We start from the raw sequence: 20,428 nt of genomic DNA on the forward strand, positions 1-20,428 counted from the left end.
TTGGCCGGCGCAGCAGCGTGATGACCGCGATTATTACAACTTTCTGTCTTTTTGCCAGGATAGATCTACTATGCTGCGCACCTCAAACGGTTTCCCATCCTTGGTCTTCAGCGAACCCTGCGCTTGCAGGATATCGGCGATTTCCTGCATGCGGTTCTGTTCCTTGTCGTTCAGCTTGGCGCTGAAGGTCTGGCTCTTGATGGCGTCGCGGATCACGTCTTCACGCAACATCTCACCGTGCTTCAACGTCTTCAGCGTCGGCTCGGCGATGAAGTAGCCGGCGATCAGCTTGGCGGCATCGGCCGGTTTCTTCTTCAACAGTTCGATGGCGTCGCGTTGCGCATCGAGCGACTTCCACACCGCAGCGCGACGGTTCTTCAGCGTCTCGCCGGAAGTGATCACCACCATGCACGGGAAAGGCCAGACTTCGCCGATTTCATAGACTTGCTTGACCGGTGCGATCAGTTGCGCGATGCGCGCTTGCGGCTCAAACAGGAAGGCAGCATCGACGCGCTTGCCGACCAGCGATTGCACCGCCACTTGCGGGCTCACGCCAAGCACGTTGACGTCGTCGGTCTTGAGACCGGCATCGCGGAACACGACGCCCTTCAGCACCACGTCGGCAGTGCTGCCTTCGGCTTGCGACGCCAGGGTCTTGCCCTTGAGGTCGGATACTTTATTGATGTGCGCATCTTCACGCGCGACGATGGCGTGGTAGCCGAGCTGGGCGCCGCTGACCACCTTCAGGTCGGCGCCCTTGGAAGCCCAGGCGACGGCATTGGTGAAACCGAACACGCCGCTGTCGAGCTGGCCGCCGACGATGGCCTTGATCAGATCGGTGCCGGATTTGAATTCGATCAACTCGACATCGAGTCCGTACTTCTTGTACAGACCGGCCTCATAGGCGGCCATCGCCTGCGCGTCGTCCATCACGCGCAGATAACCGATCTTGAATTTTTCCAGCGCCATGACCGGTGCGGAAAACACCAGCGCGGCCAAGGCAGCGGATGCTATGAGCAACAAACGTTTCAATTTCATACCCCAACCCCTTCCATTGTTTTAGCAAACTCATCCTGTTCGGCATGGATGCCGAGCAGGCAGAGAATTTCGCGGCGGATCGCGGAGAACTCCGACAGATCGTGCGTTTTTTCGTGATGCACCAGATTGAATTCCTTGAGCACGGTGGCCGGACGCGCACTGAAGACGAAGATGCGGTCCGCCAGAAATAAGGCTTCATCGACGTCATGCGTGACCAGCAGCACCGTCGGCGCCTTGCCCTGCACTTCGGAACGGATCAGGTTGCGCAGCGCATCTTGCAAGGTCATGCGCGTGAGCGCGTCGAGCGCGCCGAACGGCTCGTCGAGCAACAGCGCCTTCGGCTGCGAGATGAAGGCGCGGGCCAGCGCGGCACGCTGGCGCATGCCGCCGGAAACCTGGTGCGGATAATAGGCCTCGAAGCCGGACAGGTTGGCCTTGGCCAGCCACTCGCGCGCCTGCGCGGCGGCGGTTTTCTTGTCGACCTTCTGGAATTCCAGCGCCAGAGCAACGTTCTGCTGCAGCGTCAGCCAGGGATACAGCGCGTTTTCCTGGAACATCAGGGTGCGTTCCGGATGCGGACCGGTCACCGGCCGGCCGTCGGCCAGGATGGTGCCGGAGCTTGGCGTTTCCAGGCCGGCGGCAATGTGCAGCAGCGTCGACTTGCCGCAACCGGACGGACCGACCAGCGCGACCAGTTCTCCCTGCTCGATGTCGCGGCTGAAATCGTCGATGACGTGCAGGCCGGAAAAGCTCTTTTGAATGTTCTTGAACGATAGTTTCATGAATGGGTGCGTTGCCGATGCGTTGCACTCAAGGCAACTTTGCACAGACTTTCAGACGGTAGGATGCGACTGTACTGGCATCGTCCCCGCCGGACAACAATTTTAAAGACGTATGCTTATGCGAAAAACAAATAAGCATAAGCCTTTATGCAAATTGTTATCTAACCAACAACCTCGTCCAATAATGCTTCCACAGTCGGATACCGTAAACGCATGCCAAGCTCATTGCGCAGACGGTCATTTTTCAGGCGGCGCGACTCCGACATGAAGGACAGCATCATCGGCGTGACCTGCTGCCGCAGTTCGCTGCGCGACAGGCGCGGCGGCGGCGACAGTCGGAAGGCCCGGGCGACGGCATCGAAATAGTCGCCCATTTTCATTTCGGAATCGTCGACCGCGTGGTACACGCGCAGCGGCCACGCCTGGTCGATGGCGCGCACGGCAATCGCGGCCAAGTCGTCGGCATGGATGTGATTGGTATAGACGTCGTCCTCGGCGTTCAGGGTCGGCGTGCCTTTTTGCAGGCGCTCCAGCGGCAGCCGGTCGCGCGCGTAAATGCCGGGCACGCGCAGGATCGCCAGGCGGCTGCCGGAGCGCCGCGCCCAAGCGCGCAGGATCTGCTCGGCATCGACACGGCGGCGCGCGCGCGGGTTAGTCGGTCTGACCGGACGCGTCTCGTCGAAGCGGGCGCCGCCGCAATCGCCGTAGACGCCGGTGGTGCTGATGTAAACGAGATTGGCGCGGTCGGGTAAAATGGCGGCCAAATTGCGGGTGCGGCGGTCTTTTTCACCGGAAGGTTGCGGCGGAGCAAGATGCACGATCACCTGCGCCAGACGCGCCAGCCGGCCCAATGTGGCGGGGCGGTCGAGATCGGCGACCAGCGGGATCGCACCGGCTGCGCGCAGTTCTTCACGGCGTTCCGGCTTGCTGGTGACGACGATCACGCGAAACCGCGCGCGCACCAGCGGCAGCATGCGCATGCCGACGTCGCCGCAACCGAGCATCAGCAGGCGCGGCTTGCCGATTTTTTTTACTTTGTTCATTGTCAGGATTGTATGAGTTTTCAAGTTACCGTTCAGCCCAGCGGCCATCAGTTTACCTGCGACGAAGGCGAAACCATCCTCACCGCGGCGATCCGCGCCGGCATCGGCCTGCCCTACGGCTGCAAGAACGGCGCATGCAGCTCCTGCAAAGGCAAGCTGCTCGAAGGCAGCGTGACCCACGGCCCGCACCAGGAACGCGCCCTCTCGGCGCAGGACGAAAGCCTGGGTTTCTCGCTGTTCTGCTGCGCCAAACCGAATTCGGACGTCGTCATCGAAGCGCGCGAAGTGGCCGGCGTCGGCGAGTTCCCGGTCAAGAAGATGCCGGTGCGCGTGGCGAAACTGGACAAGGTCGCCGACGACGTTATCATCCTGTCCCTGCAATTGCCCGCCAACGACCGCCTCCAATACAAGGCCGGCCAGTACGTCGAGTTCATGCTGCGCGACGGCAAGCGCCGCAGCTACAGCATGGCCAACGCGCCATACAAGGACGGGCACCTGACGCTGCATATCCGCCACATGCCGGGCGGCCTGTTCACCGACCAGGTGTTCTCGACGCTGAAGGAGCGCGACATCCTGCGCTTCGAAGGCCCGCTGGGCACCTTCTTCCTGCGCGAGGATTCCGACAAGCCGATCGTGCTGCTGGCTTCCGGCACCGGATTCGCGCCGATCAAGGCAATCGTCGAGCAGCTCGAACACAGCAAATCCACGCGTCCGGTCACGCTGTACTGGGGCGGCCGCCGCCCGCAGGACCTGTATATGGATGCACTATGCAAGAGCTGGGAACAAAGCCTGCCTGACTTCAAGTACGTACCGGTGATCTCGAACGCCCAGCCGGAAGACAACTGGAACGGTCGCAGCGGCTTCGTCCATCAGGCCGTGATCGACGATCATCCCGACCTGTCGGGCCACCAGGTCTATGCCTGCGGCGCGCCCATCGTGGTCGAGTCGGCCCAGCGCGACTTCGTTGCAAAGTGCGGTTTGCCGGAAGACGAGTTCTATGCCGATTCGTTCACCTCGGCGGCCGACCTGGCGACGGTGCAGTAAATCGGGGCGCCGCCGCTTGCCGCCACGTGTTGCCTGACGTTGTGAAGTGACGAGCGTTCTATAAATTTGCACCAAATTAATTTTGACGCATAGCGCAAAACATCCTAATATTGACCGCATGAACGCCACCACTATTTCCTTGCGACGTCGTAGCCAACCTCAACGAGGTTTGCCGTGCGCGTGAGTTAAGCTTGGTCACGAAGCCACAGGCAACCCCTGTGGCTTTTTTTTATCGTTCGCATTTATTTCGTTTCGGTTACTTCCGTCACATTTATTCGCATTTACTTTTTTCATGCCCTTTACAGCCTAAGCAGGAGTCATTCAATGGAATTCAACCAGTTCAACGTCAGCAAACTGATGTATGTCACCAACCGGCCGGAACTTGTCTTTACCGAAGGCAGCGGCATGTGGATGACCGACCATACTGGCAAGCGCTACCTCGACTATTTGCAGGGCTGGGCGGTCAACGCCCTGGGCCACTCGCCGCAATGCATTCAGGATGCGCTGGTCGCGCAGGGCAAGAAGCTGATCAATCCGTCGCCGGCTTTCTATAACGCGCCGTCGATCGAACTGGCCAACCTGCTGACCGCGAATTCCGTGTTCGACCGCGTATTCTTCGCCAACAGCGGCGCCGAAGCCAACGAAGGCGCCATCAAACTGGCGCGTAAATGGGGCAAGAAGAACAAAAACAGCGCCGGTGAAGACCGCTTTGAAATCATCACCTTCGACCACAGCTTCCACGGCCGCACCATCGCCACCATGTCGGCCAGCGGCAAGCCGGGCTGGGACACCATGTTCGCGCCGCAAGTGCCGGGCTTCCTGAAGGCCGATCTGAACGACCTGGCCAGCGTCGAGCGCCTGATCAGCAAGAAGACCGTCGCTGTCATGCTGGAGCCGGTGCAAGGCGAAGGCGGCGTGATCCCGGCCACGCGCGAATTCATGCAAGGCCTGCGCCGCCTGACCAAGAACGCCAACCTGCTGCTGATCGTCGACGAAGTGCAGACCGGCGTCGGCCGCACCGGTGAAATGTTCGCCTACCAGTTGTCCGGCATCGAACCCGACATCATGACGCTGGGCAAAGGCATCGGCGGCGGCGTGCCGCTGGCGGCCCTGCTGGCGCGCGAAGAAATCGCCTGTTTCGAAGCCGGCGAACAGGGCGGCACCTATAACGGCAATCCGCTGATGACCGCCGTCGGCGTCGCCGTGGTCAAGGAATTGCTGAAGCCTGACTTCCTGCCCTCGGTCAGGGAAAAAGGCGCTTACCTGAGCGCCGAATTGATCAAGCTGTCGGACAAGCACGGCTTCGAAGGCGAGCGCGGCGAAGGCCTGTTGCGCGCCCTCAAGCTGGGCAAGGACATCGGCCCGCAAATCGTCGAAGCCGCGCGCGACCTCAATCCGGTCGGCCTGCTGCTGAACTCGCCGCGCCCCAATCTGCTGCGCTTCATGCCGTCGCTGAACGTGACCAAGGATGAGCTCGACCAGATGTTGGCCATGCTCGAAGGCGTGCTGGTGCAACTGGGCCACTGATCGGGAAACGGCGATGCGCAGCCTTCACACGGCCAACACATCCCGCGCGCCCGATGCACTCAATGCGCTCGCCGCCTGCTGCATCGCCGTCCTGTTGACGGCATGCGGCGTCGCGCCGACGCGCGGCCCGGACATGTCGACCGCGCCGGCAACCGACGTGCGTTCGGAAACCGCCACCGAACAAGGCAGCGAAGTGGCGATCTACGCGCTGGACATGATCGGCACCGGCTACCGCTTCGGCGGCAAGAATCCGGAAGCCGGCTTCGACTGCAGCGGCATGGTGTCGTATATCTTCAGCCGCGCCGCCGGCCTGAAACTGCGCGGCAGCGCTGCCGACATGGCGCGCCAGGGCCGTCCGGTCGACAAGGCCAACCTGCGTCCCGGCGACCTGGTGTTCTTCAACACGCTCAACCGCCCGTTCTCGCACGTCGGCATTTACATCGGCGACGGCCGCTTCGTGCACGCGCCTTCCGGCAACGGCAAGGTGCATATTTCGCGGATGGACAATCCCTACTTTGCGCCGCGCTTCGAAATGGCCAGAGCTTATTTCAACTGACGGAACTGACAGAAGACCTCGGAGACCGACGCGCATGGATCACCACAAAGGCAGTTGCCATTGCGGCCGGGTCCGCTTCGAGGCCGATGTGACCATCGAACGCATCACCGTCTGCAATTGCTCGATCTGCGCCAAGAAGGGGTTTCTGCATCATCGCGTGCAGCCCGAGAATTTCCGCCTGGTCTGCGGCGAGGATGCGCTGGCGACCTACCAGTTCGGCACCATGGTCGCCAAGCATCATTTCTGCCGCCATTGCGGCGTGCATGTTTTCACCCGTCCGCGCGCCGCGCCGGAACTCTACACCATCAATGTGCGTTGTCTCGACGATGTCGACCTGTCCAGCGACAAGCTGACTTTCATCGACTTCGACGGACGCCATTGGGACAGGAACGTCGGCAAACTGAGTTAAGCGCAGCTAGACGCGAACGTTACGCCGCTTGACCGCGGCGGCTGCCGTTATTGCCGGCGCGCGTTTGGATATTGCCTTCGGCGCGGGCGTTTTCTTCGCCGTCGCCGGTTTGATCTGCTTCTTGACCGCACTCGCCTTGATGACAGGTTTCTTTGCGAGCGCCTTAGGTGCCTTGGACGTCTTCGCCGATTCCGCCTTTTTCTTCAGCAAGCCGGCTTGTCCGACCAGGCTGGCGCTGTAGCGTTTGAAGGCGATATCCATGTGGCGCCGCATTGCCGCGCGCGCCATTTCCGGATCGCGGGCGCGCAGCGCTTTCATCACGCGCGAATGTTCTTCTATCGCATCGTTCCAGACCTCAGCAGTATCGAAATGGCTATGCAAGCGGTTGAACAAGGGCCCCAGGCGCGCGTCGAACAATTGCGTCACCAACCCGACCAGTACGCTGTTGCCGGTTGCTTCGGCGACGCGGATGTGAAACAGGCGGTCTGCCTCCAGCGGATTAATGCCGGCATCGGTGTTCTCGATCATCAGCCTGAACGCCTCTTCGATCGCGTCGATTTGCGCCTTCTTCGCGTTCTTGGCGGCGGCGTATGCCACCTCGCCTTCGAGCATGGCGCGCGCGCGGATCAGCTCCAGCGGACCTTCTTCGGTGGACAGGTCGATCTCGCCTTCAGGCGCCGGCGACGGCGGACAGACGTAGATGCCTGACCCCATATGCACTTCGATGTAGCCTTCGACCTCCAGTGCAATCAATGCCTCGCGCAACGACGGACGACTCACTCCCAATTGCACGGAAAGGTCGCGCTCCGACGGCAAGCGCGAACCGACGGGGAATTCGCCGTCGACAATCAGCTTGCGCAGTTGGTCGCTGATCTGACGGTACAGCCGTTGTGGCTCGATCGCTTCAATTGGCATAAGAGGTCCGATTCAAAATCTTTCTTGTAGTGGCGCCGGATTGTATCTCACCCGCAAGCGAATGACCTGCTTGTCTCCCGACGCGGCAACGGCATGCGCTGCTGCGCCGGGATGTCCTCGATCAGGCCAGCGCCGCGGGGAACGTCAGGCCATACTGCTGCCCCGCTTCGCGCAGCATCGGCGCAATGGTCGGATGCAAGGCCACGCCCCGCTCCAGTTGTTGCGCACGGCGCGCCATGCCGCGATCGCCGGGCATGCGCACCCGCTCCACGCCGGGACGCGGCGGATTGCTGCGGCAAGCGTCGGCGATGTAATCCATCTGGCGCCTGAACGCCGCCTCGCCGCCGAACGCCGCCGGGTCGTACAGGCTCATGAACACGGTGGCACCCCAGCCCGCCGGTGGATCGGCGCGGCCGAAACCGGACAGGCCGCCGGTCAATGCCTCGATCAGCACCGCCAGGCCGAAGCCCTTGTGTCCCGCCGACAAACCGCCCAGCGGCAGGATGGTGCCCGGCGGATCGGTCGCCAGCACGGCAGGATCGCGGCTGGCGTTGCCTTGCGCATCGAGCATCCATTCTTCTTCAAACTGCTTGCCGGCCTTGTGCAGGCGATTGCTCATGCCGTTGGTGGTGACCGATGCCGAGATGTCGACCAGGAAAGGCGTACCGGAAGTCGGGATGCCGGCCGCGATCGGATTCGGCGTGAACACCGCCCGGGTGCCGCCAAACGGCGCCACGCTTTGCACGGCCGGATCGGAACTCGACAAGACCATCAGGAACCCCTCTTCGGTCGCACGCAGCAGATACGCGGCGAGACAAGCAATGTGGTGGCTATGGTGGATCGCCAGCGACGCCGTGCCGAGTTCGCGCGCACGCGGAACCAGCGCGTCGATGCCCTTGTGCACCAGCCACGGACCGGGCAGGCGGCGGCCGTCCCAGACCAGTGCGGCGGGACGGTCGGACACCACTTCCGGTTCGCCGGAGGTGGTCATCGCGCCCCTCTCGATCTCCTTGACGTAGGGGGCCAGCAATGCCAGCCCGTGGGTATCGTGTCCCAGCAGATCGCCGTCGACCAGCGTGCTCGCCACCGAAGCGGCGGGCTCCAGCGGCAAGCCGGCCTTCTGCAGCAGTTGCGTGGAGAACTGCTTGAGTTCGACAGCGGAAAAACGTTCAGGTGAAGCCATGTTGCAAACCATCCTTTCATCAACAAAATCCTCAGCCTGTGCGCGCGACAAACAAATCGACAAACAGGTCATGTGGTCAGACCAGATAATAGAAAAGAATTTCATATCGTCCCGGCACTGTCAAGCAAGAACGCTATGCACGAAAATTATTCACCTACACTGCACCGCACCATCGGGCATCATGACAACGCCGGTTGAATCGCGCGATGGAAAATCTGGCAAATTTGGTATTACCACTTGACCAAAGCCCGAATGCTGAAATAGACTCGCTGGCATCTTTTCAAAGCACGCGGCCCGTACTACACCGACACAAGAGCAGATACTGCCGTCGGCCGCCGTGCAGTACTGAGGGTACTGGAGACAAGCATTGAAATTCTTATTTAGCCGGGGGAGCACCGACATCGTGCCGCACGACTGGACGCGCAACAGCGCGTCGGCGTCGGGCATCCGCGCTTGCCGCCTCGGCCATGCAGGCGACGGCGACTCCATGCTCGCCTACCACCTGATGGACTTCTCGCGCTACTTCTTTGACCAAAGCAATATTCGCCGCTGATTCTTCCTGCAGCCATCCGATTCAGACAGCATTCATGGTCCGCACAGCGGGCCTCGAGGAAAGAAGGAAAGAACATGAGCGATACCAAGAAATTCACCCGCCGCAGCCAGGCATGGTTTGGCCGGCAAGACCGCGACGGTTTCATCTACCGTTCCTGGGTCAAGAACCGCGGCATTCCGCATGATCAATTCGACGGCCGCCCGGTCATCGGCATCTGCAATACCTATTCCGAACTGACGCCGTGCAACTCGCACTTCCGCGCGCTGGCCGAGCAGGTCAAGATCGGCATCTGGGAAGCCGGCGGCTTTCCGCTGGAGTTCCCGGTGATGTCGCTCGGCGAAACATTGATGCGCCCCACCGCCATGCTGTTCCGCAACCTCGCCAGCATGGACGTGGAAGAATCGATCCGCGCCAATCCGCTCGACGGCGTGGTGCTGCTGATGGGCTGCGACAAGACCACGCCGGCGCTGCTGATGGGTGCATCGTCGGTGGACCTGCCGACCATCGGCATATCCGGCGGCCCGATGCTGTCCGGCAAATACCGCGGCGGCGAACTGGGTTCCGGCACTGGCGTCTGGCAGATGTCGGAAGAAGTGCGCGGCGGCCATATGACGCAGGAAGAATTCTTTGAAGCCGAAAGCTGCATGCATCGCTCGCACGGCCATTGCATGACCATGGGCACGGCGTCGACGATGGCCAGCATGGTCGAAGCACTGGGCATGAGCTTGCCGGGCAACGCCGCAATTCCCGCGGTCGATGCGCGCCGCAACGTGCTGGCGCGCAATTCCGGCCGCCGCATCGTCGAGATGGTCAAGGAAGACCTGGTCATGTCAAAGATCCTGACCAAGGCTGCTTTTGAAAACGCCATTCGCGTCAACGCCGGCATCGGCGGCTCGACCAATGCCGTGATCCATCTGCTGGCGATTGCCGGCCGCATCGGCGTCGACCTCAAGCTGGAAGACTGGGACAACATCGGCCAGAAGCTGCCTTGCCTGGTCAACCTGCAACCGTCGGGAAAATACCTGATGGAAGATTTTTACTATGCAGGCGGCCTGCCGTCGGTGATCCGCGAACTGGAAAGCGTCATCGATAAAAGCGCGCTCTCCGCCAACGGCCAGACCTTGTGGGACAACTGCAAGGACGCGCCGAACTGGAACCGCGACGTCATCCATGCTTTCGACCAACCGTTCAAGCCGGCCGCCGGCATCGCCATCCTGCGCGGCAACCTGTGTCCGGACGGCGCGGTCATCAAGCCGTCGGCAGCGACGCCCGCACTGCTCAAGCACACCGGCCGCGCCGTGGTGTTCGAGAACAGCGACGACCTGCACAAGCGCATCGACGACGAGGATCTGGACGTCGACGAACACTGCGTGCTGGTGCTGAAAAACTGCGGTCCCAAAGGCTATCCGGGAATGGCCGAAGCGGGCAACATGCCGCTGCCGCCGAAGGTGCTGCGCAAGGGCATTACCGACATGGTGCGGGTTTCCGATGCGCGCATGAGCGGCACCGCCTACGGCACGGTGGTCCTGCACGTCACGCCGGAAGCGGCTGCCGGCGGTCCGCTGGCGCTGGTGCAGAACGGCGACATGGTCGAGCTGGATGTGGCGGCGCGCAAGCTGCACCTGCATGTCAGCGACGAAGAACTGGAGCGCCGCCGCGCCGCCTGGCAAGCGCCGAAAGCGCCGGCCGATCGCGGCTGGGTCAAGCTCTACGTCGATCACGTGCAGCAGGCCAATCTCGGCGCCGACCTCGACTTCCTGGTCGGCAAGAGCGGCTCCGGCATTCCGAAGGACAATCATTGATTGCACAGCCACTGATCTGAATTGATTTTTCAACAAGCAAGCCGACGGAAGATTCAGGCGCGTACCCATTACGGGAACGACGACCAAAAAAAACGAACTTCCGTCCGCTCTCACGAAGACATATGGAGACATAAAGCAATGAAAGTGTTGATTACCGACTACGATTTTCCCGATGTCGACCTTGAGCTCGCGCTGTATCGCGAAGCAGGCGTTGAAGTGGTGACGGCGCAGTGCCGCACCGAAGACGAGGTCATCAAGGCATCCGAAGGCTGCCAGGGCTTGCTGGTGCAATATGCGCCGGTCAATGCCAAGGTGTTCGCCGCCCGTCCCGAGATTCGCATCGCCAGCCGCTACGGCGCCGGCTTCGACACCATCAACACCACCGACGCCGCCCAATACGGCGTCTGGGTCGGCAACTCGCCCGACTACGGTGTCGGTGAAGTCGCCACGCATGCGCTGGCAATGGCGCTCGACCTGATCCGCAACATCACCGGCTACGATCGCGACGTCAAGGCCGGCCAATGGCATTACACGACCGCCGGAAAAATCCAGCGCTGCTCCGACATGACCATCGGCATCGTCGGCCTTGGCCGCATCGGCAAGCGCATGGCGCACATCAGCCGCAACCTGTTCAAACGCGTCATCGCTTACGATCCGTACATCATCGACGGCGACTTCCCGGCCTATGTGGAACGCGTCGGCAAGGAAGAACTCTTCAAGCAGGCGCACGTGGTGTCGCTGCATACGCCGCTCAACGACGAAACGCGCGGCATGATCGATGCGTCCGTGCTGAACCTGATGCAGCAGGACAGCTTCCTGGTCAATTCGGCGCGCGGCGGACTGGTCAATATCGACGACCTGCTGAAGGCGCTCGACACGCGTCTCAAGGGCGCCGCGCTGGACGTGCTGCCGGTCGAACCGCCGGCGACAAGTTCCGCTATTGTCCAGCACAAACGTGTGCTATTGTCGCCGCACGCCGCCTTCTATTCCGAAGTCGCGGCCAGGGAACTGCGTCGCAAGGCCGCGCAGAACCTGATCGACTGGGACCGCACAGGACGCCCGTCGTATGTCGTGGTTGAAGGAAAGAAAAAATAAGAAACATGCTGCGCCGATCACGGCAGAACCAGACGCAGCCCATGATCGCGCAGCAACCAGCAGCAACCAGCAGAGAGAGGAACGACTGGCCGATGATGTAAACATGTTCACTGTCGCGAGCTTATCCGCATGGCGATGGCGCACTGGCATTTTGTCTCTCTCAATGCCGCCGAAAATCACAAAAAACCAGACGGCGCATGCATCAGAATCAAATGTGCGAAAGCCCTCCAAGAAGGGGTTTATCGCAGACACAAAAACGAGGAAATAGACGAGGAGCAAGGCATGGCATCAGTACAGATTCGCGGCATCAAGAAGCAATTCGGCAGTACCCAGGTTATTCGCGGCGTCGACATCGACATCGAGGACGGCCAGTTCGCCGTACTGGTCGGCCCTTCCGGCTGCGGCAAGTCGACGCTGCTGCGCATGCTGGCGGGCCTCGAAGAAATCACCGAAGGCGAAATCTCCATCGGCGGCACCGTCGTCAACAACGTCCAGCCCAAGGACCGCGACATCGCGATGGTGTTCCAGAACTACGCCTTGTATCCGCACATGACGGTCAACGACAACATGGCGTTTTCGCTGATGCTGGCAAAGAAGGACAAGTCCTTCATCCAGCAGCAGGTCAAGAAGGCTGCCGAAATCCTCGGCCTGACCACCCTGCTGGAACGCTATCCGCGCCAGTTGTCCGGCGGCCAGCGCCAGCGTGTGGCGATGGGCCGCGCGATCGTGCGCGATCCGCAGGTGTTCCTGTTCGACGAACCGCTGTCCAACCTCGACGCCAAGCTGCGCGTGCAGATGCGCACCGAGATCAAGGAATTGCATCAGCGCCTGAAGACTACTTCCGTCTACGTCACGCATGACCAGATCGAAGCGATGACCATGGCCGATCAGATCGTCGTGATGCGCGACGGTTTGGTCGAACAGCGCGGCCGTCCTCTCGAACTGTATGACCGCCCGGCCAACATCTTCGTGGCCGGCTTCATCGGCTCGCCCGCGATGAACTTCATCCCCGCCACGCTGCGCAGGAACGCGGACAAAGCCGAAGTCGAATTTACCGACGGCACGCGCCTGCCGGCGCCCTATGCCCATCGCGGCCTGGATGGCGTCGACGGCCAGCGCGTGATCTACGGCGTACGCCCGGAGCACCTGAGCATCGGCCCTGCGGGCAACGGCATGAGTACCAAGGTCATCGTGGTCGAACCGACCGGCGCCGATACCGAAGTCTATGCCCGCTTCAACGACACCAGCCTGACCTCGATCTTCCGCGAACGTCACAATTTCGCGGCGGGAGACACGATCACGCTGGTGCCGGAACACGGCAGCACGCATCTGTTCGATGCCGACAGCGGCAAGACGCTGGCGCGCGGCTGAGGATTTCCATTACCGTTATCCGGCAACATCTTTTAGCAAGCAGTCCCTGCAGTACAGCAAGTAAAAATAAAAGCCTAAAAACCTGGGCCCATTCACTTTCATCAGAGAGAAGGAGTAGGAGACATGACCAAGCTGACCAGACGTGATTTCTTGGCTGCGAGCGCATCCGTCGCCGCCGCATCGACCGTAGCCGCCACCAACGCATTTGCCGCACCGGCGGCGCCTGCCTCCACCGGCGCCGGCCTGAAGTTCGACATTGAAAAAGGCGCCACCCTGCGCGTGCTGCGCTGGAAGCGTTTCGTCCAGGGCGACGAAGACCTGTGGAACGCCAACGTGAAGAAATTCACCGAAAAGACCGGCGTCGCCGTGCGCACCGACAGCGAAGGCTGGGAAGACCTGCGTCCCAAGGCGGCGGTTGCCGCCAACGTCGGTTCCGGCCCGGACATCGTGATGAGCTGGTTCGACGATCCGCAGCAATATCCGACCAAGCTGATCGACCTGACCGATCTGGCGACCTCGCTGGGCAGCCGCCTGGGCGGCTGGTACGACGTGTGCCGCAAATACGGCACCAAGGACGGCAAATGGATCGCGCTGCCGGTCGGCGTGGTCGGCAATGCGCTGGTCTATCGCGAAAGCCAGGTGAAGGCAGCCGGCTTCGACGGCGTGCCGAAGGATACCGCCGGCTTCCTGAAGATGTGCCAGGCATTGAAGGCCAAAAATACGCCGGTCGGCTTCGCGCTAGGCAAGGCGGTCGGCGATGCCAACAACTGGGCGCACTGGCTGCTGTGGTCGCACGGCGGCAAGCTGGTCGACAAAAAAGGCGCGGTCGCCATCAATTCGCCTGAAACCAGGGCGGCGCTGGAATACGCCAAGCAACTGTACGCGACCTTCATCCCGGGCACGCTATCCTGGCAGGATCCGTCCAACAACAAGGCTTACCTGGACGGCCAGATCAGCATGACGGCCAACGGCATTTCGGTGTACTACGCCGCCAAGAACTCGCCCGATCCGAAGATGCAGGAAATGGCGAAGGATACGCAACACGCCCACTTCCCCATCGGTCCCGCCGGCAAGCCGACCGAGCTGATGCAGATCACGCAGATGATGATCTTCAAGCACACCAAGTTCCCGAACGCCGCCAAGGCTTTCGTGCAGTTCATGTTCGAGCCCGAGCAGTACAACCCGTGGATGGAAGCCTCCATCGGTTACGTCAGCCAGTCGCTCAAGGCCTATGAAAAGAACCCGATCTGGACATCGGATCCGAAGGCGACCGTGTACCGCGATTCGGCGGCACTGATGATCGACCACGGTCACGAAGGTCCGCTGGGCCAGGCGTCGGCTGCCTGCATGGCGGACTATGTGGTGGTCGACATGGTGGCGGAAGCAGCAAGCGGCGCCAAGACCGTCCAGCAGGCGATCGATCGTGCTGCCGAGCGAGCCAAGCGCTTCTACAAGGCGTAACAACCTGCTGCCGGCCGCGGCCTTGCCGCGACCGGCGCATGGAGCAAAACATGCATGCGCGGCGCGTCGCCTGACGTCGCCACGCATGCAGTCATCACGCTTAACGAGGTCTGCTTATGTTATCCCGCATGCTGAACAACCGTAATGTGCTGGGCGTCCTGTTCATGGCGCCCGCTGTGTTACTGCTTGTCATTTTCCTGACTTACCCGCTGGGGCTGGGCATCTGGCTCGGCTTTACCGATACCAAGATCGGCGGCGAAGGCAGCTTCATCGGACTGGACAACTATTCTTACCTGCTCGGCGACTCGCTGGCGCAGTTGTCGCTGTTCAATACGCTGTTCTACACCATCACCGCCAGCATCCTGAAGTTCGTGCTCGGTCTGTGGCTGGCGATCCTGCTGAACAAGAACCTCCCGATCAAATCCTTCTTCCGCGCCATCGTGCTGCTGCCGTGGATCGTGCCGACCGCCCTGTCGGCACTGGCGTTCTGGTGGATGTACGACTCGCAGTTTTCCGTGATCAGTTGGTCGCTGATGAAGATGGGCCTGATCGATCATTACATCGACTTCCTCGGCGAGCCCTGGCTGGCGCGGATTTCCACCGTGATCGCCAACGTCTGGCGCGGCATTCCGTTCGTCGCCATCTCGCTGCTGGCCGGCCTGCAGACGATCTCGCCTTCGCTGTATGAAGCGGCCGCGATCGACGGCGCCAAGCCGTGGCAGCAGTTCCGCTACGTCACGCTGCCGCTGCTGACGCCGATCATCGCGGTGGTGATGACGTTCTCGGTGCTGTTCACCTTCACCGACTTCCAGTTGATCTACGTGCTCACGCGCGGCGGCCCGCTCAATGCCACGCACCTGATGGCGACGCTGTCGTTCCAACGGGCCATCCCCGGCGGCTCGCTCGGCGAAGGCGCGGCGCTGGCAACCTACATGATTCCTTTCCTGCTCGCGGCCATCATGTTTTCGTACTTCGGCCTGCAACGTCGCGGCTGGCAACAAGGAGGTGACAAATGAGCAAAAAATCAAAAGACCAGCAGCAGGAAACCCAGGGCATGGATTTCCTGCAATCGATGCCGCGGCGCTGGATCACGACCTATATTCCGCTGGGCATTTTCGTGTTCGTGCTGCTGTTCCCGTTCTACTGGATGGTGATCACGGCGTTCAAGCCCGACAACGAACTGCTGCGCCAGACCGGCAATCCGTTCTGGGTGGTGGCGCCGACGCTGGCCCACTTCAAGAAACTGCTGTTTGAAACCCAGTATCCGGCCTGGCTGCTCAACACCGTGATCGTGTCGGTGGTGTCGACGTTCGCCTCGCTGGCGGCCAGCGTATTCGCCGCCTATGCGATCGAACGGCTGCGCTTCCAGGGCTCCAAGCAGGTCGGCCTGGGCATCTTCCTGGCCTACCTGATCCCGCCGTCGATCCTGTTCATTCCGCTGGCGGCGATCGTGTTCAAGCTGGGCCTGTTCGATACGCGCTGGGCCCTGATCCTGACCTATCCGACCTTCCTGATCCCGTTCTGCACCTGGCTGCTGATGGGCTACTTCCGCTCGATTCCCTATGAACTGGAAGAGTGCGCGCTGATCGACGGCGCCACGCGTTGGGAAATCCTGATCAAGATCATCCTGCCGCTGGCGGTGCCGGGATTGATCTCGGCCGGCATCTTCGCCTTCACGCTGTCGTGGAACGAGTTCATCTACGCGCTGACCTTCATCTCCTCGTCCGAAGTGAAGACGGTGCCGGTGGGCATCGTGACCGAGCTGGTCGACGGCGACGTCTACCACTGGGGTGCGCTGATGGCCGGCGCGCTGCTGGGTTCGCTGCCGGTGGCGGTGGTGTATTCCTTCTTCGTGGAATACTACGTGTCGGGCATGACCGGGGCGGTCAAGGAATAGATATTCCCGCTCAAAAGAAAACGGCTGGCGTCTTGCGATGCCGGCCGTTTTTCCTTGCAGCGTCAATGCGGATCAGGCGAGTTTTTCCGCGAAGAAGTTCTTCAATGCCGCCGAAGCGCGCTCGGCGGTGGGACGGTGATAAAAGAATCCCGGGTTGTTGGCTTCCGGATCGGTGAAGGAATGGCCGGCCTGGCCGTAGCAGACCACTTGCCAGTCCAGCTTGGCGGCGCTGACTTCATCGATGAAGGCATTGACCTGCTCGCGCGGCACCGATGGATCCTGAATGCCGTGCAGGACCAGGATCGCGCCCTTGATGTTCTGCGCATCTTGCGGATTCGGCGTATCGAGCGCGCCGTGCAGCGACGCGAACGCATTGACGGCCGCGCCCGAGCGCGCCAGTTCCAGCGTCGCCGTACCGCCGAAGCAGAAACCGCATGCGCCCAGCTTGCCGTTCAGCTTGACCTTGTCCTGCCCCTTGAATGCATCGAGCGCGGCGTTCATGCGTTTGCGCAGTTCTGCGCGCTCTTTCTTCAGCGGGATGATCGCCGCAAGCGCCTCGTCGGCATTCTTCGGACGCACGGTCTTGCCGTACACGTCGGCCACCAGCAGCGCCTGCGCCGGACCGACCGTACCGGCCGCAACTTCCAGCGTCTTCTGGCTGATGCCGAAGAAGTTGGGTACGGCAAGCACGCCGGCGACCGGCGCCGTGTTCTTTTTGTTGAACAGCAACACGCTTTCATATTCGACGCCGTCGAGCTGATGGCTGATCAGCTCGATGCCGAGGTCGGCGGCGGGAACGCCGAATTTTGCCGCGATGGCTGCCGGGTCAAAATGGTGACTCATTCGATCTTCTCCTGAACAATAGATAACGAAAGCCCGATGCCATCTGCACACCCGGCTTTCCTGCGAAAACCGGTATCTTTGCATAGCTGAAAAAAGTTTGCTGGCGGTGGCCGCGCGGCCTTCCATGCGCTTTTCATGAAAAGGTTCATAATCCCCCTTGACTTAGAGCGCACTCGAACTTCTAGACTGCCTGCCATGACCACTTCCCTGACCATACAGCAAGCCGCCGCCGCTACCGGATTGTCGGTGCATACCCTGCGCTATTACGAGCGCATCGGCTTGCTGGATCCGGTAACACGCAAGGACAACAGCCATCGGCTGTATCGGGAGGAAGACCTCCTCTGGATCGGCTTTCTCCTGAAGCTGCGTTCGACCGGCCTGCCAATCCGCGACATGCTGCGCTATGCGGAATTGCGCCGGCAAGGCGACACCAGGGACAGTGTGTCTGCACGGAAAGCCTTGCTGGAACAGCATACGCACACCGTGGAACAGACGCTCGCCGAACTGCAAAGCAACCTGACTGTCCTGCACAAGAAAATCGCCTTGTACGAAGCCATGGAAGCCGCGCCGCCGACCGACGTCGTCACGCAACCGCTGCCACCGCAGCCATCTCACGAGGACGCTCCCAATGAACACAGCAACAACATCCGCACCAGGAAAACCGGCGACGCACGTCGGAACACGCAAGCTCGGCGCTGACGGACCGACCGTTTCGGCCATCGGCCTGGGCTGCATGGGCATGAGCGATTTCTATTCGAATCGCGACGACGCCGAATCGATCGCCACCATCCATCGCGCACTGGAACTCGGCATCAATTTCCTCGATACCTCCGACATGTACGGACCGTACACCAACGAAGAACTGATCGCCAAAGCCATCAAGGGCAAACGCGACCAGGTCTTCATCGCCACCAAGTTCGGCATCGTGCGCGATCCGGCCAATCCGGCCGCGCGCGGCGTCAACGGTACACCCGACTACATCCGCAGATCGGTCGAGGGCAGTCTGAAGCGTCTCGGCATCGAGACCATCGATCTGTACTACCAGCATCGCATCGACCGCAGCACGCCGATCGAAGAAACCGTCGGCGCGCTGGCCGAACTGGTCAAGGCCGGCAAGATACGTTACATCGGCTTGTCAGAAGCGTCGTCGCAGACGCTCGAACGCGCCGACAAAGTACACAAGATCACCGCGCTGCAAAGCGAGTACTCGTTGTGGACGCGCGACCCCGAGCGGGATGTGCTGGCGACCTGCAAAAAGCTGAGCATCGGCTTCGTGCCATACAGCCCGCTGGGCCGCGGTTTCCTGACCGGCGCCATCACGCGCCCGGACCAGTTTGCCGAAGACGACTACCGTCGCCATAGCCCGCGTTTCCAGGGCGAGAACTTTGCGAAGAACCTGCTGCTGGTCGAGAAGGTAAAAGAACTGGCGGCACGCTATCAATGCTCGCCGTCGCAACTGGCGCTGGCCTGGGTCCTGGCGCAAGGCGACCATATCGTGCCGATCCCCGGCACCAAACGCCGTAAATATCTGGAAGAAAACAGCGGCGCGCTGGCGGTGGAACTGACGGCGGCGCATCTGGAAGAACTGAACCGCCTGTTCCCTGCCGATGCAGCCAGCGGCGAGCGTTATACCGAGGAAGGCATGCGTATTCTGAACGGTTGATCCTGAGCAAAACGAGCCAAAAGAAAATATGGCCGGCATCTCATGATGCCGGCCATATTGCGTAAATTGCTGGCAGGAATGCCTCGCGCAAATTGAGATTAAATTGAAACAACATCCGCTATCCCTGCATAAATTTGAGTTGTATTATTGACCACTGCACCGTAGTTCCGGGGTACCGAGTGAAATGTTCAATTTATTAGGGGGCATGTATGTCGGAAACAAAAAAATACCGTCTGGTGACGCGCAGCGACTTTGATGGCTTGGTGTGCGCAGTCCTGTTGAAGCATCTGAACATGATCGACGAGATTCTGTTTGTACATCCGAAAGATATGCAGGATGGAAAAATTGCCGTCAGCGACAACGACATTACGACCAATCTGCCATTCGTGCCGGGCGTTCATATCGCGTTCGATCACCATTTGTCCGAAACCATACGCCACACCGGCGAGCGCAAAAATCACGTGATCCAACCCGCAGCCCCGTCGGCCGCGCGCGTGGTCTACGATTATTACGGTGGCGAGAAGACATTCCCCGCGGCATGGGGCGACATGATGGCAGCCGTTGACAAGGGCGATGCGGCGCGCTTCAACGAACAGGAAATACTCAACCCGCAGGGCTGGGATTTACTGAATTTCCTGATGGATGCACGCACCGGCCTGGGCCGTTTTCGCGATTTCCGCATTTCCAATTACAATTTGATGATGGATTTGATCGAGCTGTGCAAAACGCACACGATCGATGAAATCATGGCTACGCCGGACGTCAAGGAACGCAAAGACCTGTATTTCGAGCACGCCGACAAATGCAAGGAACAAATCCGCCGCTGTGCCAGCGTGTACAAGAATCTGGTTGTACTGGACTTGCGCAATGAAGAAGTGATCTTCGCCGGCAATCGCTTCGTCATCTATGCGATGTTTCCGCAAACAAATATTTCCATCCACGTCCTGTGGGGTCTGAAAAACCAGAATACTGTGTTCGCTACCGGAAAATCCATTCTGAACCGCACCTCAAAAACCAACATCGGCGCGCTAATGCTGGAATACGGCGGCGGCGGACATGAAAACGCCGGCACATGCCAGATAGAGAATGAGCGCTCGGAAGAAGTGCTGAAAGCGCTGATCGCCCGTATAAACTCAGACGGCTAAGCGAACATCTGTGCAATGTTCCCCGGCCATTCAGGCAAGACACCGGGGTGATGTGGGCAGCACATTCATTCAATGAGTCGTTCCTGCTTCAGCAGGAACGA

General features: G+C 60.6%; 21 protein-coding genes. 15 read left to right on the forward strand and 6 right to left on the reverse strand.

What is annotated here, in order from left to right; translation table 11 throughout:
- Positions 1 to 33 precede the first annotated feature (33 nt).
- The 3 genes from RV1423_RS01515 to RV1423_RS01525 form a co-directional block, all read right to left on the reverse strand.
- On the reverse strand, positions 34 to 1,038 hold the full coding sequence (locus RV1423_RS01515; RefSeq protein ID WP_034292330.1) for an ABC transporter substrate-binding protein: 1,005 nt from the start codon (positions 1,036 to 1,038) through the stop codon (positions 34 to 36).
- Positions 1,035 to 1,820: an ABC transporter ATP-binding protein gene (locus tag RV1423_RS01520; protein ID WP_034292332.1), complete on the reverse strand. Its 786-nt coding sequence runs from the start codon at positions 1,818 to 1,820 to the stop codon at positions 1,035 to 1,037. Before RV1423_RS01520 ends, RV1423_RS01515 begins: the two co-directional genes overlap by 4 nt.
- 161 nt (positions 1,821 to 1,981) lie before the next feature.
- The gene (locus tag RV1423_RS01525; protein WP_034292334.1) at positions 1,982 to 2,863 is read right to left on the reverse strand and encodes an SDR family oxidoreductase; all 882 of its coding nucleotides are present in this window, start codon (positions 2,861 to 2,863) and stop codon (positions 1,982 to 1,984) included.
- A gap of 12 nt (positions 2,864 to 2,875) precedes the next feature.
- Between RV1423_RS01525 and RV1423_RS01530 the strand changes: the two genes are divergently transcribed.
- The 4 genes from RV1423_RS01530 (at position 2,876) to RV1423_RS01545 (ending at position 6,399) form a co-directional block, all read left to right on the forward strand.
- Positions 2,876 to 3,907 carry a CDP-6-deoxy-delta-3,4-glucoseen reductase gene (locus RV1423_RS01530; protein WP_034292336.1) on the forward strand — a complete coding sequence of 344 codons (1,032 nt, stop codon included), beginning with the start codon at positions 2,876 to 2,878 and terminating at the stop codon, positions 3,905 to 3,907.
- 324 nt (positions 3,908 to 4,231) lie between these two features.
- Entirely contained in the window at positions 4,232 to 5,434 is a 1,203-nt protein-coding gene (locus tag RV1423_RS01535; RefSeq protein WP_034292338.1) for an acetylornithine transaminase, read from the forward strand.
- Between the two features lie 13 nt (positions 5,435 to 5,447).
- On the forward strand, positions 5,448 to 5,990 hold the full coding sequence (locus RV1423_RS01540) for a C40 family peptidase (RefSeq protein WP_034292340.1): 543 nt from the start codon (positions 5,448 to 5,450) through the stop codon (positions 5,988 to 5,990).
- 34 nt (positions 5,991 to 6,024) lie between these two features.
- On the forward strand, positions 6,025 to 6,399 hold the full coding sequence (locus RV1423_RS01545; protein WP_034292342.1) for a GFA family protein: 375 nt from the start codon (positions 6,025 to 6,027) through the stop codon (positions 6,397 to 6,399).
- Between the two features lie 6 nt (positions 6,400 to 6,405).
- On the opposite strand, the gene RV1423_RS01550 is transcribed toward RV1423_RS01545, so the two are convergent.
- Both RV1423_RS01550 and RV1423_RS01555 read right to left on the reverse strand, forming a co-directional pair.
- A complete protein-coding gene (locus RV1423_RS01550; protein ID WP_034292344.1) occupies positions 6,406 to 7,314 on the reverse strand; it encodes a FadR/GntR family transcriptional regulator in 909 nt (302 codons plus the stop codon).
- A gap of 121 nt (positions 7,315 to 7,435) precedes the next feature.
- A complete protein-coding gene (locus RV1423_RS01555) occupies positions 7,436 to 8,497 on the reverse strand; it encodes an Ldh family oxidoreductase (protein WP_197034852.1) in 1,062 nt (353 codons plus the stop codon).
- Between RV1423_RS01555 and RV1423_RS29635 the strand changes: the two genes are divergently transcribed.
- From RV1423_RS29635 to RV1423_RS01590, 8 genes are all read left to right on the forward strand, one after another.
- Positions 8,496 to 8,738 (forward strand): hypothetical protein, encoded by a 243-nt coding sequence (locus RV1423_RS29635; RefSeq protein ID WP_155834997.1) that lies wholly within the window; start codon positions 8,496 to 8,498, stop codon positions 8,736 to 8,738. The two genes, RV1423_RS01555 and RV1423_RS29635, sit on opposite strands and share 2 nt — an antisense overlap.
- Before the next feature lie 126 nt (positions 8,739 to 8,864).
- Positions 8,865 to 9,050: a hypothetical protein gene (locus RV1423_RS01560; protein WP_034292348.1), complete on the forward strand. Its 186-nt coding sequence runs from the start codon at positions 8,865 to 8,867 to the stop codon at positions 9,048 to 9,050.
- A 74-nt stretch (positions 9,051 to 9,124) separates the two neighbouring features.
- Positions 9,125 to 10,852 carry an IlvD/Edd family dehydratase gene (locus RV1423_RS01565; protein ID WP_034292350.1) on the forward strand — a complete coding sequence of 576 codons (1,728 nt, stop codon included), beginning with the start codon at positions 9,125 to 9,127 and terminating at the stop codon, positions 10,850 to 10,852.
- A gap of 138 nt (positions 10,853 to 10,990) precedes the next feature.
- Complete coding sequence (locus tag RV1423_RS01570; protein ID WP_034292352.1) at positions 10,991 to 11,947, forward strand: C-terminal binding protein; 957 nt, start codon at positions 10,991 to 10,993, stop codon at positions 11,945 to 11,947.
- Between the two features lie 282 nt (positions 11,948 to 12,229).
- Positions 12,230 to 13,318: an ABC transporter ATP-binding protein gene (locus tag RV1423_RS01575; RefSeq protein ID WP_034292354.1), complete on the forward strand. Its 1,089-nt coding sequence runs from the start codon at positions 12,230 to 12,232 to the stop codon at positions 13,316 to 13,318.
- Between the two features lie 123 nt (positions 13,319 to 13,441).
- Positions 13,442 to 14,779, forward strand: a complete 1,338-nt coding sequence (locus RV1423_RS01580) for an ABC transporter substrate-binding protein (RefSeq protein ID WP_034292356.1) — start codon at positions 13,442 to 13,444, stop codon at positions 14,777 to 14,779.
- A 116-nt stretch (positions 14,780 to 14,895) separates the two neighbouring features.
- Positions 14,896 to 15,795, forward strand: coding sequence for a carbohydrate ABC transporter permease (locus tag RV1423_RS01585; RefSeq protein WP_034292357.1), 900 nt, complete (start codon positions 14,896 to 14,898; stop codon positions 15,793 to 15,795).
- Positions 15,792 to 16,676 carry a carbohydrate ABC transporter permease gene (locus tag RV1423_RS01590; RefSeq protein ID WP_034292359.1) on the forward strand — a complete coding sequence of 295 codons (885 nt, stop codon included), beginning with the start codon at positions 15,792 to 15,794 and terminating at the stop codon, positions 16,674 to 16,676. Before RV1423_RS01585 ends, RV1423_RS01590 begins: the two co-directional genes overlap by 4 nt.
- Positions 16,677 to 16,748: 72 nt before the next feature.
- Here the strand turns inward: RV1423_RS01590 and RV1423_RS01595 are convergent, their stop codons facing one another.
- Positions 16,749 to 17,519, reverse strand: coding sequence for a dienelactone hydrolase family protein (locus RV1423_RS01595; RefSeq protein ID WP_034292361.1), 771 nt, complete (start codon positions 17,517 to 17,519; stop codon positions 16,749 to 16,751).
- Between the two features lie 195 nt (positions 17,520 to 17,714).
- On the opposite strand from RV1423_RS01595, the gene RV1423_RS01600 reads away from it, so the two are divergent.
- From RV1423_RS01600 to RV1423_RS01610, 3 genes are all read left to right on the forward strand, one after another.
- The gene (locus tag RV1423_RS01600; protein WP_034292363.1) at positions 17,715 to 18,218 is read left to right on the forward strand and encodes a MerR family transcriptional regulator; all 504 of its coding nucleotides are present in this window, start codon (positions 17,715 to 17,717) and stop codon (positions 18,216 to 18,218) included.
- Positions 18,148 to 19,182 (forward strand): aldo/keto reductase, encoded by a 1,035-nt coding sequence (locus RV1423_RS01605; protein WP_034292364.1) that lies wholly within the window; start codon positions 18,148 to 18,150, stop codon positions 19,180 to 19,182. The genes RV1423_RS01600 and RV1423_RS01605 overlap by 71 nt, the downstream gene beginning before the upstream one ends.
- Before the next feature lie 209 nt (positions 19,183 to 19,391).
- Positions 19,392 to 20,327, forward strand: coding sequence for an exopolyphosphatase (locus RV1423_RS01610; RefSeq protein WP_034292367.1), 936 nt, complete (start codon positions 19,392 to 19,394; stop codon positions 20,325 to 20,327).
- Positions 20,328 to 20,428 lie beyond the last annotated feature (101 nt).

It is taken from the genome of Herbaspirillum sp. RV1423 (genome assembly GCF_000577615.1).
Lineage (GTDB): Bacteria > Pseudomonadota > Gammaproteobacteria > Burkholderiales > Burkholderiaceae_D > Herbaspirillum.